Source organism: Methylobacterium sp. Leaf87 (genome assembly GCF_001422775.1).
Taxonomy (GTDB): domain Bacteria; phylum Pseudomonadota; class Alphaproteobacteria; order Rhizobiales; family Beijerinckiaceae; genus Methylobacterium.
The window spans coordinates 1-13,551 of record NZ_LMMI01000020.1; the positions used below are offsets into that span (position 1 = coordinate 1).

A 13,551-nucleotide genomic window follows, 5' to 3' on the forward strand; every position below is an offset into this window, starting at 1 on the left:
GCTATCCCAGCACACTCGCCGATCTCCACATCGTCGCCTTCGTCTGCCTCATGCTCAAACAGGCCGCTCAACTGGCAAGCGGTTCATAACAGCCTCTAGGCCTGGGCGGAGATCTGGTCGGCATCCAGCCTCGCTTCGGCATCGGTCGACCACCACAGGCCGCTGTCTATCCCGCGGAGCATGTCGGCAAGGCGCTGGCTCTGTAGGGTTATGGCCTTGATCGCATTTCGGCTGTTCACGTTGTAATCCCCAAGTCTGCGTTCAGGCCGCATCAGACGCGCCCTGCCAAGGCTTCGGCCGCGAAAAGCGCCGCCAAAGCCCTGCCGATCCGGTTGCGCACGGCTTCGTCCCGGATGATCGGGAATGCCGTCTCCATGGCGCGGGTGGTCCCGACGATGGCAGCCTGCGCCGCAACGGATCGGGGAAGGCGTCGAAGTTCGAGGATCGGCATGGGGTACCCTGTTTGAAAGGAAGTATGCGCCCCGGCTGGGTATTCACCTAACCCTATCGGCGTCCGACCGGCGGAAGGCCTCGAAATGACCTTTGTGTCATCGGCCGTCCTTCTGAGGATGCCGATCGCAGTTGTGGAACGCCAAGCCGTTTTGCACACAAACTTCGAAGAACGCTGAAAGCGCACGGGCACGGATGGCGCGGCCCCTCGCATTCCAAGCATGTCGTACAGACGAATGACCGCTTTGGAAAAACGCTGTTGAAGGTCGGTACGGCCGATGCGGGTCGAGACCGGCCGGTCCGCTCTACGACCGGGTCGGGTGGTTTGCCGCCAGTTCGCTTCCGGGCGTTCGATAGGTTGTAGCGGACATCCCTTCGTATTCAGTTTTCCTACAGCCACAAACCTATCCGGTGGGGTATTGGCGCGAGTCCGCGAGTAGCGGAGGTCCAGCCGCAGAGGCTATTTGGGGACCTGCCCTCGGGCGGGATCGTTCAAGGCCGTCAAAGCCTCCTCGAACCGCCCCTCCGCCTCCGCATGACGCAGGAAGCCGACCCGCTCCACGAGGATCTCCGGCGGCGTCGGTAGCCGAGCAAACAGCCTCATGACTTCCGCCATGAACGCATCCAGCGGCATGTAGCCGACACGCGTCGACTGGCCGGGCGTGAGTTCAGTCTGCACCGCTGGCGGCACGAGCTCGATGACCTCGACCCGTCCCCTGAGGGCCTCCCGAAGGCTGACGGTGTAGGAGTGGATCGCCGCCTTCGTCGCACAGTACGTCGGCGTCGCCACCAGGGGTACAAAGGCGAGGCCGGACGAGACGTTGACGATCGCCGCGTCCGACTTGGTCGAAAGATGGTCGATCAGCGCATTCGTCAGGCGGATCGGACCGAGGAGATTGGTCGCGATGGTCGCCTCTGCGTCAGAAAGGTCCCGGGCGCGCGCCACGTCCTCGGCCACCATGATCCCTGCATTGTTGACGAGGACGTTGATGTCCGGGTGCTCGGCGACCACCCGCTTTGCGAACGCCGCGACCGCATCCTTGTTTCCAACATCGAGCACATAGCCGAGGATGCCCGCGTTCGCCGACGTAACCGCGTCGAGGCGCTCGCGGCTCCGTCCGGCGATGATTACCCTGTTGCCTTGAGCATTGAAACGCTCGGCCAGTTCGCGTCCGATGCCGGACGCGCCCCCGGTGATGAGAATGGTGTTTCCGGTAGTCTTCATGGGAATGCCCTCGCGTCGAATCGTCGTTGCCTCCGGAAGATGTCCCCACTACTCTCCTTGCGACAGAAGGCACCCAAAAGATTTATACTCACCAGAAGGAGAGTGTCGGATGACGACGGCCGTGCCCAAGGTTGATCCGGCGACGATCGCTTCGACCCACGGTTCCGAGCCAATTGGAGGGGATACGGATCCCCGGGTCGAGGCGCTCGTTCACGACCTGATCGGTCGTGTTGCGGACAAATGGACGATGCTGGTCCTCGAACTTCTCGAAGAGAAGGGCACCCTGCGCTTCACCCAGATCGCACGGCTGATCGGAAGCATCAGCCAGAAGATGCTCACGCAGACGTTACGGCAGATGGAGCGGGATGGTTTGGTGATCCGCACCGTCCATCCCGTCGTCCCCCCAAAGGTCGAGTACCGGCTCACCGATCTCGGACGGAGCCTCGGCTCCGCGTTCTGCGGCGTCTGGATCTGGGCCGAGAAGAACCTCGACGCGGTCGAGGGCGCACGGCGAGCCTTCGTGAAAGCTTCGGCGGGTGAACCGGCGGCATGCTGACTGACGCTGCGGGTATCCCCAGATCCGTGATGCCCGGTTGCGTAACGCGACCCGGCATACCGACTTGATCGACTTTCGGTGCCAAGAGCTGCATGACGACGTGGCCCGACCACGATCCCCGAACGCGACTTCCTTCAGGCCGGCGGGCGCTGATCGATCAAGGCCCACCGCCCCACGATCGTTCGGGGTGCAAGGATGACCCCCGGGGCGACGACCGCGTTCGCGCCGATCCGCGTGCCGTCACCCACCAAAGCCCCGAACTTCGTGGTTGCGGTCTCGATCGCCCTGTCGCCGTACTGGATCACGATCGATTTCTCGTCGCGTTCGTTACGGTGGTTGGCGATGATTGCGCCCGCCTCCAGGTTGACGTCCTCCCCAAGGAGGCTGTCGCCGACGATGTTGAAATGCGCCAGTTTCGATCCCCGGAATACGATCGTGGTCTTTAATTCCGAGCCAGGTCCTACGATGCAATCCTCGTCGACCCAGCATCCGCCCCGAATCAAGCTTCCCTGGGCGACGAGGCAGCGCGGTCCAACGATGACGGGGGCTTTCAAGGACGCGCCATCCTCCACAGTCGCCGTTCGATGGACCGCGATGCCGTCCTCGATGCGGAAGTCCGAGCCCAGACCGTCCAGCAACCCGTGAACGATCTCCCGAAGCTGTTCCACCAGGCCTCACGGCTCGCGAACGATGCGAACGGCGAGCCTTCGAACCGTGCGACGTGCGCTTCCAGGATACCCATTCGCCTCGTCTCCAAATTGTATCGGGAGGCCGGCGGGAGTGACCTGCCGGTTTGAACTCCCCTATTCGCGAGGCGCGCGGACGGCCTCGGCGATCATTCGTCCGATCTCGGCATAAGCGGCATCCACGTCCGTTATGGGCGCCGTGCTACCGGTGAGGTAGACCGCGGCGAGGATCGGCGCCTGCCAAGGGGGGCGCAGGATCGCCACGTCGTTGTAGGTGCCGTTGTCGCCGCTGCCGGTCTTGTCGCCGACCTTCCAGTCCGGCGGAATGCCGGCACGCAGCCGCTTGGACCCGGTCCGGCCGGCGGCCAACCATCCGTCCAGACGGGTACGCGTGGCTCGCGACAGGGCGGTGCCGACGAGGATCTGCTCCAGCGTCGTGCGCATCGCGTCCGGCGTCGTCGTATCGCGCGGATCGTCCGGAATGGCGGTGTTCAAATCCGGCTCGGTCCGGTCGAGCCGGGTCGTTGGATCGCCGATGCCGCGCAGCCAGCCCGTCAGCGCCAACGGCCCGCCCAAGACGTTCAGCATGAGGTTGGCAGCGGTGTTGTCGCTCCATTCCACGGCCGCCGCGCAGGCATCGGCAACCGAGATCCGGCCCATGCCTCCTGCCGCCTCAAGCGCTTTACGGGTGACGGGAGCGTACTTGAGGAGGTCTTCCTCACCATAGGGTAGCGCCCGATCCAGGCTCTCCGTACCGGCGTCGACCCTTGCCATCAGGGCCGCCGCCGCCGGTACCTTGAAGGTGCTGCACATCGGAAAGCGTTCGTCGGCGCGATGACCCAGCAATGGCGGCGCGTTCGACTTCCCCACAGAAACGCCGAGACGACCCCCGACGCGGCGCTCGATCTCGCGCAAGGTGTTCGTTGCGTTCGCACCAGCGTTTTCGAATCCCAGGACGAAAGGTGCCGCCAGGCTCGCGAACAGAAGTTTCCTGCGGGAAAGGCCATGGATCGAAGGCTTCATCGTTCCTCCCATGCTCGCGGCGAGACCGCGCTCGCGTCCTGCGAGGAGATGTCCGGGTGCCACCGGGCCGGACTTGTCGCGCCGACCAACAGGCGGGTCGATGGCGTGGACGTTCACGCTTCGATCATCCACGGTCGAACGGCGCGCGCCGTTGGGCGGCTGGTCGATGCCACCGAGCCGCCGGCTCACCCAACGGACGGGATGCGCGCGATCACCTTGATCTCGAAGTCGAAGCCGGCCAGCCAAGTCACGCCGACGGCGGTCCAGTTCGGATACGGCGCCGCGCCGATGACGTCCTGACGGATGGCGGACACCGTCTCGAACTGGTTGGCCGGGTCGGTGTGGAAGGTGGTGACATCGACGACGTCTTCGAACGTGCATCCGGCGGCCTTCAGGACGGCGTCCAGGTTGTCGAAGGCCCGCCGCACCTGTTGGGCGAAGTCCGGCTCGGGCGACCCGTCCTCGCGGCTGCCGACTTGGCCAGAGACGAAGAGAAGGTCGCCCGAACGGATCGCCGCTGAGTAGCGGTTGATCTCGTAGAGTGCCTGCCGCCCGTCCGGGAAGACCGCGTCTCGTTTCGTCATCTCGCAACTCCTCGGTTCGCCGAACGTCCCTTCGTGCCTTAACCACGAACGGTGATATACGCTGCGTATGTCACATGTAACTTGCATACGCCTCGTATGTCAATCCACATACGTTGGGTATGCTTAAGGGAGTCGGGCGGTGGCGACGGGACGGCGTGCAAGGACGATGGAGGAGACGCGGGCCAAGCTGGTGCAGGCCGCCCGCAAGGCGTTCGCGACCAAGGGTTACGCCGCCGCGTCGATGGACGACCTCACGGCCGAGGTCGGCCTGACGCGCGGGGCGCTCTATCACAACTTCGGTGACAAGAAGGGACTGCTCCACGCGGTGATCGACCAGATCGACGCGGAGATGGCGGACCGGCTCCGCACCGTCGGCGAACGGGCCGGATCGGCATGGGCAGGGCTACTCGACGAGTATGCCGCCTACATCGAGATGGCCCTGGAGCCGGAGATCCAACGCATCATGCTCCTGGACGGACCGGCCGTCCTCGGCGACCCCTCGCAGTGGCCGAGCCAGAACGCCTGCCTCCACGAGACGACGCGTCGTATCCAGTCCCTCGTTGACGGGGGAACCATCCGTCCCGTCGACGCGGCGGCGGCGGCGCGGCTGCTCAATGGCGCATCGCTGAGCGCTGCGCTCTGGATCGCCGCGGCGGAGGAGCCGCAGGTCAACCTTACGAAGGTCGTCGATGCCTTCAAGCTGATCGCCGCCGGGTTGCTTCGATCCGAGCCGGCTGAAGGGGATATCAGCCCGACGAGGTCGACTAATCGTCGCCGAAAGCAACCGTGAAGAATGAGTCTCCGCTGCCATCGTCACAAGTGAAGACCGTGGGCGATCCGGTCAGGGAACAATGGTCGAACGCGCGGTCTCGTTCTTCACGAGGTTCACGAAGGCACGCAGTGGTGCAGGCATGAATCTGTTCGAGAAATAAAGCTGCGGCCCCTCGAACTCGGGCCACCAGTCCGACAGGACTGGCCGGAGCGCACCCGTGCTCAGGAACGGTTGCAGCCAATTCTCGAACGTCACGATGATGCCGCGGCCCCGGCAGGCCAGATCAATGGCCGCTGCGGCCGCGTCGACGCCAATGATGAGGCGACCCGGCGGATCGACGGTCATCGCGACGCCGTCCTTCTCGAACGTCCAGGCGACGAGCGTCCCGCTGGAGAAGCGCAGCCTGATGCAGTCGTGCAGCAGGAGGTCGTTCGGGTGGCGTGGCGTGTCGCGGGCTTCGAGGTAAGCCGGGGCGGCGGCGGCCGCGACCCTCTGGGACGGTGGTCCGATCGGCACCGCGATCATGTCCTGCGCCAGGTGCTCGCCATAGCGGATCCCGGCATCGCAACCCACCGTGGCGATATCGACGAGCCGGTCCTCGACGACGAGTTCGACCCTGACCTCGGGGTTGGCCAGGAGGAACCGGTCGAGCAACGGCGGTAGGATGTCGACCATCACCGCACCGGTCACGTTGAGACGTAGCAAACCCCGGACCCTGTCGTGGGAACTCGTCGCATCCTGAAGCGCGGCCCGCGCCTCGCCCAGGACCGGCAGGAGGCGATCGGCAAGCACGCGTCCGACCTCGGTCGGCACCACGCTGCGGGTCGTCCGGATCAGGAGCGGGGCCCCCAGCCGGGCCTCCAGCGAGACGATCCTCTCGCTGACCGTCGACGGCGACAGGCCGAGCCTCTTGGCGGCCGCACGGAACCCTCCCGCCTCACAGACCGCGAGGAAGACGGAGAGACCGTCGAGGTTCACGCCCTCGTCATTGTTCGCCATTCCGATCGGTCCGTCCGGTTCAAGCCCGATTAACAGGCATGGCAGGACGGCGCTACGAAGAAAGCCACGGCGCGCATGCGCTCGTTTCATCGGAGCACCCCCATGACCGGAAAGACCGTTCTCATCACCGGTGCCAACAGGAGCATCGGCTACGAGACCGCTCGCCAACTCGGGCGATCGGAATACCGCGTCTGGCTCGGAAGCCGCGACGCGGCGCGCGGCAGGCAGGCCGCTGAGCGGTTGCGGGAGGAAGGGCATGACGTCCGAAGCCTGCCGCTCGACGTCACGTGCGACGACAGCGTGAGGAACGCGGTTCTCGCGATCGAGAAGAAACACGGCGTTCTCGACGTACTGATCAACAACGCTGGTGTCCTTGGGGACCCACCGGTGAAGCCGAGCGAGCAAGGAATCGACGACATCCGTGCGGTCTATGAGACGAACGTGTTCGGCCCGATCCCGGTGACCCAGGCTTTCCTGTCGCTGTTGAAGGCCTCGGAGGACGCCAGCGTGATCATGGTCAGCAGCGGCCTAGGCTCGCTGGGATGGCTGTCCGATCCGGCGAACCCGTTCCACGGGATCAACGTGCTCGGCTACAACAGCTCGAAGACCGCCCTCAACGCCGTGACCGTGTCGTTCGCGAAGGAGTTCGCCCCGCTGGGCATCCGGGTCAACGCGGCCGACCCGGGATACACGGCGACCGACTTCAACGGCCATACCGGCTACCGAACGGTCGAGCAGGCGGCGGCAGGGATCGTCTGGCTCGCCGACACGGACAAGGCCGGGCCGACGGGGTCCTTCTTCTTCGAACAGGAGGTCGTGCCCTGGTAGCGGGGCACGAAGCACTCGCAGGACATCCGGCTGCGGGATCGATGCCAACGCTCAATGGGGTTCGAACCGACGTCCGCTTCGTGGTGGCTGGGAATTGTCCCGAGAGGGCGAGGTTGGATCGGAGGAGGAATGTCCACTCAAAAGCGACGGGTTAGGGTCAGCTCCCCACCCAATGCGGTCTTTGACGCTTATCAGACCGTTGTCGGACGGTCGGCATTTCAAGTAAGACGCCGCGCTTTCAAGGATACTGCCACGTGCCTACATATCACTCGTGCCCGTCTTCCTAGCGCTTAGCGCCGCCCTGCTGTTCGGTCTGGTGTTCGGCCCACAGTGGTGGGTACGCCGGGCGATGCAGCACCACGCCACCGAGCGGCCGGACTTGCCGGGGACCGGCGGCGAGCTCGCCCGCCATCTGCTCGACATGGCGCGGCTAGAGCACGTCCTCGTCGAGATCGCGCCAGCCGACCACTACGATCCGGTCGCGAACGTCGTAAGGCTGTCGGTGGGGAATCATGACGGCCGCTCGATCACAGCGGTCGCGGTCGCGGCGCACGAGGTCGCTCACGCGCTCCAGCACGCAGCGGGGGACCGGCTTTTCGCGGCGCGGGTGAGGTTCGCCCCGGTTGTGCAGGGCTTCGAGTTCGCCGCGGCCCTGGTGATGATGACCGCGCCCGTAGTGCTAGCCTTCATCCATTCGTCTGCCCTGCTCGCCGTGCAAGTGGGTATCGGCATCGCGCTCCTCGGCGTTCGCGTCCTGTTCCACCTCCTGACGCTGCCCGTCGAACTTGATGCGAGCTTCCGCCGAGCCCTGCCCATCCTAGAGACGGGCCACTACCTCGACGAAGGTGACATGCCCGGCGCCCACGCCGTACTGCGCGCCGCCGCCCTTACGTACGTGGCTTCGTCCCTCGTGGCGCTCGTGAACATTGCCCGCTTTCGACGGCTCTCGCCGTTCTAAAACGTCCCACGCAGGCGCCCGGTTTTCTGCACCAATAAGCTGCAAGCGGGCCCTCCCTTTCCGGGCCTGAGCCAGCCCCTTGTGGTTGCTGTGCGCCAAGAGCGGCCATCAACGCACCGCGCCTGCCAGCGGAGATTGGTTTGCGGGCAGCCGACCCTTCCGGTTCCGCCCCCTTCCGGAAGCTGTGAACGTCCGCAGGCAGGGCGCCCGGTAAAACGGAGGCCTGCGGCCGGGCCGGGTGGATTTTCGCCACTCCGCTTTTGTAATCAGCATCAAGAGACCAGACGCTCCTTTGCATTATGAATGCACGGCCGCTTCGAGCCAGAAACAAATTTCTTCAATGTCTCAAAGACGGACACGACAATACTGTTTTTTTCATAGTCATAGACTATGCCCCGAGCGTCGCTCGGAAGCAGATATTGACCGCAGCATGCTCCAAAAGCGTGAGATCAAGCTGGCCCGCTGCAAGATGGCATTGGCCGGGAGCTACTCGCCTCCGTCTATGCGGATCGCGATCGTGGAGCCCTCGATGCGGACCGGATATGTGCGAAGATCCCGAAAGTGCCATCCCGGTGAGACGGTCCCGCCCGGTAGGGTGAACCAGGCCAAATGCCGGGGACAGAACAAGCGCCCGGCGGCGCAACGCCCCAGGGCCAGATCCGCGCCCTCATGCGGACAGGCTCGCTCGGCGGCGAAAATATGCCCTCCGTCCTGGACGAGCACGAGATGCAGGCCTGCCACCCGGACGGGGAGGATCGCACGGTCCGCCAGCACCTCAATCCGGCAGGCCTGGACCCAGGTTCCTACCTTAGCCTCCAAGATAGGCTTGGCGCACATGGGGGTCGGCGATCAACGTCGAGCCCGGCCCGGCCAGCACGATGCGTCCGGTCTCCAGCAGGTAGGCGTAGTCGCAGAGTTCCAGGGCGGCGAACGCGTTTTGCTCCACGAGGAGAACCGTCGTGCCGGTGTCGCAGATCGTCCGAATGACGGTAAACATGCGCTCGACGATATTCGGGGCAAGGCCGAGGGAGGGTTCGTCGAACAGGACGAGCCTGGGCCGGGACATCAGCGCGCGACCGATTGCCAGCATCTGTTGCTCGCCGCCGGAGAGGGTGCCGGCGGCTTGGTGCCGGCGCTCGGCGAGGCGCGGGAACTCGCCGTAGATCCGCGCGAGATCCGTGGATACGCCCGCTGGGTCCCGACGCAGGTAGGCGCCCATGGCGAGGTTCTCGGCGACGCTCATCTGCGGAAATACCCGCCGCCCTTCCGGGCAGTGGGCAATGCCCTGGGCCAGCACCTTGCGCGCGTCGGTGCCGGTGATGTCCCGGCCGGCAAAATGGATGCTGCCCGAGCGCGCTGGGATCAGTCCCGAGACGGCCCGGAGCGTCGTCGATTTGCCAGCCCCGTTGGCGCCGACCAGGGCGACGAGTTGCCCCTCGCCCACCTTCAGCGAAAGGCCCTTCAGGGCGGTCACCGTGCCGTAGCCGCAGACAAGATCGCGGATCTCAAGCATCGGTCATCTCCCTGGCCGCCTGCGCGGCTTCGCGGTCGGCACTGTCCCGGCCGAGATAGGCTTCGATCACGGCGGGGTCGGCGCGGATCGCCCCCGGCGGCCCCTTAGCGATGAGGCGGCCGTAATTCAGAACCACGATGCGGTCAGAGACCTCCATGACCATCGGCATGTCGTGCTCGACCAGCAGGAGGGTGATGCCACGCTCGCGAATCGAGCGGATCAGGCGCACGAAGACCTGGGTCTCGGAGGCATTCATGCCCGAAACAGGCTCGTCGAGGAGCAGCATGGCGGGCTCAGTCGCAAGTGCCGACGCGACCCCGACGAGGCGCTGCTCGCCATAGGCCAGCGATCCGGCCCTGTCCTGGGCCCGGCCGGAGAGACCCACCCAATCGAGGAGCTCGCGGGCTCGCTCGCGCAGGCGCGCTTCGCCGGCGCGGTCCCGCCCAAGCAACGTGTCGATCAGACGCGCGCGACCCCGGCGATGGAGACCGATCATCACGTTGTCGAACACGGTGTCGTCGGGAAACACGCTGGTGCGCTGGAACGTCCGGCTCAGGCCCAGCCGGACGATCTCGTGCGGCGCCAGACCCTGCAGGCTGGTGCCCCGAAAGCGGACCTGACCCTGGGTGGGTTTCAGGAAGCCCGTCATCACATTGAAGGCCGTCGTCTTGCCTGCCCCATTCGGCCCGATGAGGCTGACGATCTCGCCCGGATGGACGTCGAAATGAAGGTCAGCAATGGCGACGAGGCCGCCGAAGCGCACGCCGACATGGTCCACCGACAGGATGGGACTATGGTCGATCATTGCCGGACCTCGACGGGAATGGAGCTTGCTGCGACCACCGGAGCGCAACGGCGCGTAGCGAGGCGGACGAGCCCCGGCACGATGCCCCGGGGCATGACGAACTGAATCACGATCAGCACGAGGCCGAACACCATCCATTGGGCTTCCGGCACCATGATCGGACGTAGGGCTACGGGCAGCAGGCCGAAGATCAGGCCGCCCACGACCGGGCCGAGCAGCGTGCCCTTGCCGCCGCCCACCACCATGATGACCATGGTTACCGTTGTGGAGAACAGGAACACGTCGGGGTCGATGATGCGCAAGTAATGGGCGTAGAGGCTGCCGGCCGCCCCCGCCATCGCCGCCGAGATCACCGCAGCGAGAGTCAGCGTGCGGGTGGCGTTAATGCCCACCGAGAGGGCCAGGGACTCGTTCTCCTTCAGGCCCCGCATGGCCCGGCCGAAACGCGAGCGCACGAGGCGGGCGATGAGAGCATAGCAGAGCGTCCCTACGACAAGGACGAGGTAGTAGTTCTGCAGCTTCGTCCGCAGGGTGACGGTGCCGAGGCCGGGCAGGCCGAGGCTGAAGGGCGGGATGCCTGTCAGCGCCAGGGGTCCCTGCGTCAGCTCCACCCAGTTGAGGGCGACGAGGCGAACGACCTCGGCGAACGAGATCGTCACGATGACAAAGTAGGCGCCGCGCACCCGGAAGGAGAGGCGTCCGACGAGGTAGCCGCAGGCGCCCGTTGCCAGCACGGCGAGCAGGAAACCGATGGCCGGCGGCCACGGCTCGTGCAAGACGCGAAGGCCGCCCAGGAGTTCTACGTCGAAGCCGAGGCTCGTGAGGGCGCTGACGTAGGCGCCGATGCCGAAGAAGGCGATGTGCCCGAGGCTCAGCTGGCCGGTGAAGCCGAGCAGCAGGTTCAGGCTCATGGCCGCGATGGTGACGATGCCCGTCGTGATCAGCGCGTTGAGCAGGTAAGGGTTGTGGCCGAGCGCGAAGGGCAGGGCGACGAGGGCAGTCAGGAGAGCGAGGGCCGGGAGAGACCGCTTCGGGCGATTCCGGGTCATCCGATGCGCTCCGCCTTAGCGAAGAGGCCCGTCGGCTTGAAGATCAGCACCGCGATGATGATCAGGAAGCCCATGGCGTCCCGGTAGCCCGAGGAAATGTAGCCGGCGCCCAGCTCCTCGGCGAGCGCCAGGATGAAGCCCCCGATCGCGGCGCCCGTGATGTTGCCGAGGCCGCCCAGGATGACGATGGCGAAGGCTTTGAGTTCGGCCATCCCGCCCATTTGCGGAAACACCACGTAGACCGGGCCGAGGAGCGCGCCGGCCGCCGCCGCGAGGCTGGAGCCGATGGCGAACGTCGCCGTGTAGATGAGCCGGACGTTGACGCCCATCAGGGAGGCGGTGTCGTGATCCTGGAAGGTGGCCCGCATGGCGAGCCCGAGGCGCGTACGGTTGATCAGCCAGTAGGTCACGCCGATCAGCGCCAGGGCTGCCCCCAGCACGAACAGGCGCAGCCAGGACACGGAGACCGGTCCGAGTTGGAGCGGCGCCTCAGGGAACGGAGTCGGGATCGATTTCGCGACGCCGCCGAAGAGCCAGAGCGTGCCCGATTGCAGGACGATGCCGGCTCCGATCATCACCAGCATGGTCGTGTCCATGTCCGCGCCGCGCAAAGGGCGCAGCAGTGCGAGGTCGAGGATGGCGCCAAGCAGAAGGCCGCCCAGGATCGCGGTCGGCAGGGCGGCGAAGAACCCGAGCCCGAGGGCCGTGACGGCGAGGTACATGACGTAGGCGCCGACCGTGTAGAGCGCGCCATGCGTGAAGTTCACCACGTTCATGATGCCGAAGATCAGGGTCAGCCCGATACCCAGGAGGGCGTAGGTGCCGCCGAGGATCAGGGTGTTGAGGAGGTGCTGGAGGAACTCGCTCATCGAGGCCTCGCCAGTGCGACGGTTGGGCCCGGCGCCCCGATCGCCGGGACGCCGGGATGCTTGCGCTCGGCTAGAGTTCGGGCACCACGACTCGCCCGGCCTCGATCTTCACGAGGTAGACGTCAGGCTTGCTCTGGCCGCTTTCGGACCCGGCCGGCCCGGCCTTGGCGAAGCGGATCGGCCCGTTGAGTCCGGTGAAATCCACCGTCCAGAAACCGCGTCTGATGGCGGCGGCATCGGCAGCGCCCCCCTTTTCGATGGCCGCCGCGATGGTGCGGATGCCGTCGTATCCCCGGAAGCTCTCGGTGACGCCCGCGAATTCGAAGCCACGCTTCTTCCACTCGGCGATGAAGTAGGCGGTCGCCGCCGGGTTTGGCGTCTTCTCGGGGTACCAGGGCAGGAAGGTGGTGAGATGCATCGTGCCCTCGGCGGCGTTGCCGGCCTGGGCAATGATCTGGTCGGGGTTCTGGGAGCCACCGGTGGTGATGATCCGCTTCTTGAGGCCTAAAGCCGCCATCTGCTTGAACAGGAGCGTGAGCTGGTCGACGGCGGCTGTGATCATGATGGTGTCGGCATCCGAGCCCTTGAGCTTGGAAAGCTGGGCACTCATGTCCTGAGCGCCCTGGTCCATGGTCTCCACGAGGCCGACAGTGACGCCCTTGCCCTTGAGCATCTTAGTGAAATCGGCGGCCGCGCCCCGACCCCAGTCATTGTTGATGGCGAGGAAATCGACCTTCTTCAGGCCGAGCTTCCCCACCATCGGGGCGAATGCCTCGGCTTCCAACGCCGAAGGCGGCGAGATGCGAAAGACGTATGGATTGCCCGAAGTGGTGATCTTACCGGATGACGAGGTCTCTACCAGCATCGCGGTCTCGTAATCGGCAAGCTTGGGCATCACCGCCAGGGTGAGGCTCGATCCCCAGGCACCCATGAGCACCGGGGTCTTGTCGCTTGTGATGAGCTTTTCCGCCACCGCCGCCGCTTCGGTCGGGTTGCTCTTGTTGTCCTCAATGACGAGTTCGAGCTTCTTTCCCAGCACGCCGCCCTTGGCGTTGATCTCGTCGGCGGCGATCTTGGCCCCATTGACCACGTAGGTGCCCGACGCCGCGAACGGTCCGGTCAGGGGCTCGTTGACGCCGATCCGGATAGCCTGCGCCTGGGCCACCCCCGCCGACAGGACGAAGGCGAGGGTCAAGGCGGGAATCGTAGGGCTGCGCGTCATGGTGGTCTCCGG

Annotated in this window: 16 protein-coding genes; 4 read left to right on the plus strand and 12 right to left on the minus strand. The window is 65.5% G+C overall.

The window, feature by feature from the left end:
• Positions 1-271: 271 nt before the first annotated feature.
• Entirely contained in the window at positions 272-451 is a 180-nt protein-coding gene (locus tag ASF22_RS11900) for a hypothetical protein (protein ID WP_056264463.1), read from the minus strand.
• Between the two features lie 459 nt (positions 452-910).
• Positions 911-1,675 carry an SDR family oxidoreductase gene (locus ASF22_RS11905; RefSeq protein WP_056264466.1) on the minus strand — a complete coding sequence of 255 codons (765 nt, stop codon included), beginning with the start codon at positions 1,673-1,675 and terminating at the stop codon, positions 911-913.
• Positions 1,676-1,784: 109 nt separating this feature from the next.
• Between ASF22_RS11905 and ASF22_RS11910 the strand changes: the two genes are divergently transcribed.
• Entirely contained in the window at positions 1,785-2,231 is a 447-nt protein-coding gene (locus tag ASF22_RS11910; protein ID WP_082483660.1) for a helix-turn-helix domain-containing protein, read from the plus strand.
• Positions 2,232-2,365: 134 nt separating this feature from the next.
• Here the strand turns inward: ASF22_RS11910 and ASF22_RS11915 are convergent, their stop codons facing one another.
• From ASF22_RS11915 to ASF22_RS11925, 3 genes are all read right to left on the minus strand, one after another.
• Entirely contained in the window at positions 2,366-2,899 is a 534-nt protein-coding gene (locus tag ASF22_RS11915) for an LpxA family transferase (protein ID WP_244474270.1), read from the minus strand.
• 135 nt (positions 2,900-3,034) lie between these two features.
• The gene (gene bla / locus ASF22_RS11920; protein ID WP_244474271.1) at positions 3,035-4,129 is read right to left on the minus strand and encodes a class A beta-lactamase; all 1,095 of its coding nucleotides are present in this window, start codon (positions 4,127-4,129) and stop codon (positions 3,035-3,037) included.
• Positions 4,126-4,524, minus strand: coding sequence for a RidA family protein (locus ASF22_RS11925; protein ID WP_056264468.1), 399 nt, complete (start codon positions 4,522-4,524; stop codon positions 4,126-4,128). Before ASF22_RS11925 ends, bla begins: the two co-directional genes overlap by 4 nt.
• Before the next feature lie 166 nt (positions 4,525-4,690).
• Here ASF22_RS11925 and ASF22_RS11930 point away from each other — a divergent pair, with 166 nt between their 5' ends.
• Positions 4,691-5,314, plus strand: coding sequence for a TetR/AcrR family transcriptional regulator (locus ASF22_RS11930; RefSeq protein ID WP_056264471.1), 624 nt, complete (start codon positions 4,691-4,693; stop codon positions 5,312-5,314).
• A 51-nt stretch (positions 5,315-5,365) separates the two neighbouring features.
• Here ASF22_RS11930 and ASF22_RS11935 read toward each other — a convergent pair whose 3' ends face one another.
• A complete protein-coding gene (locus ASF22_RS11935; protein ID WP_056264474.1) occupies positions 5,366-6,295 on the minus strand; it encodes a LysR family transcriptional regulator in 930 nt (309 codons plus the stop codon).
• A gap of 102 nt (positions 6,296-6,397) precedes the next feature.
• Here ASF22_RS11935 and ASF22_RS11940 point away from each other — a divergent pair, with 102 nt between their 5' ends.
• Positions 6,398-7,123, plus strand: a complete 726-nt coding sequence (locus ASF22_RS11940) for an SDR family oxidoreductase (RefSeq protein ID WP_056264556.1) — start codon at positions 6,398-6,400, stop codon at positions 7,121-7,123.
• Between the two features lie 271 nt (positions 7,124-7,394).
• A complete protein-coding gene (locus ASF22_RS11945) occupies positions 7,395-8,081 on the plus strand; it encodes a zinc metallopeptidase (protein WP_056264477.1) in 687 nt (228 codons plus the stop codon).
• Between the two features lie 486 nt (positions 8,082-8,567).
• On the opposite strand, the gene ASF22_RS11950 is transcribed toward ASF22_RS11945, so the two are convergent.
• The 6 genes from ASF22_RS11950 to ASF22_RS11975 all read right to left on the minus strand — a co-directional run bounded on the left by ASF22_RS11950 (position 8,568) and on the right by ASF22_RS11975 (position 13,539).
• Positions 8,568-8,918, minus strand: a complete 351-nt coding sequence (locus ASF22_RS11950) for a Rieske (2Fe-2S) protein (RefSeq protein WP_056264479.1) — start codon at positions 8,916-8,918, stop codon at positions 8,568-8,570.
• On the minus strand, positions 8,890-9,594 hold the full coding sequence (locus ASF22_RS11955) for an ABC transporter ATP-binding protein (RefSeq protein WP_056264482.1): 705 nt from the start codon (positions 9,592-9,594) through the stop codon (positions 8,890-8,892). The genes ASF22_RS11950 and ASF22_RS11955 overlap by 29 nt, the downstream gene beginning before the upstream one ends.
• Positions 9,587-10,399, minus strand: coding sequence for an ABC transporter ATP-binding protein (locus ASF22_RS11960; protein WP_056264486.1), 813 nt, complete (start codon positions 10,397-10,399; stop codon positions 9,587-9,589). Before ASF22_RS11960 ends, ASF22_RS11955 begins: the two co-directional genes overlap by 8 nt.
• Positions 10,396-11,448: a branched-chain amino acid ABC transporter permease gene (locus ASF22_RS11965; protein ID WP_056264489.1), complete on the minus strand. Its 1,053-nt coding sequence runs from the start codon at positions 11,446-11,448 to the stop codon at positions 10,396-10,398. Before ASF22_RS11965 ends, ASF22_RS11960 begins: the two co-directional genes overlap by 4 nt.
• Positions 11,445-12,317, minus strand: coding sequence for a branched-chain amino acid ABC transporter permease (locus tag ASF22_RS11970; protein ID WP_056264493.1), 873 nt, complete (start codon positions 12,315-12,317; stop codon positions 11,445-11,447). The genes ASF22_RS11965 and ASF22_RS11970 overlap by 4 nt, the downstream gene beginning before the upstream one ends.
• A 70-nt stretch (positions 12,318-12,387) precedes the next feature.
• A complete protein-coding gene (locus ASF22_RS11975) occupies positions 12,388-13,539 on the minus strand; it encodes an ABC transporter substrate-binding protein (protein WP_056264496.1) in 1,152 nt (383 codons plus the stop codon).
• Between the last annotated feature and the right edge of the window lie 12 nt (positions 13,540-13,551).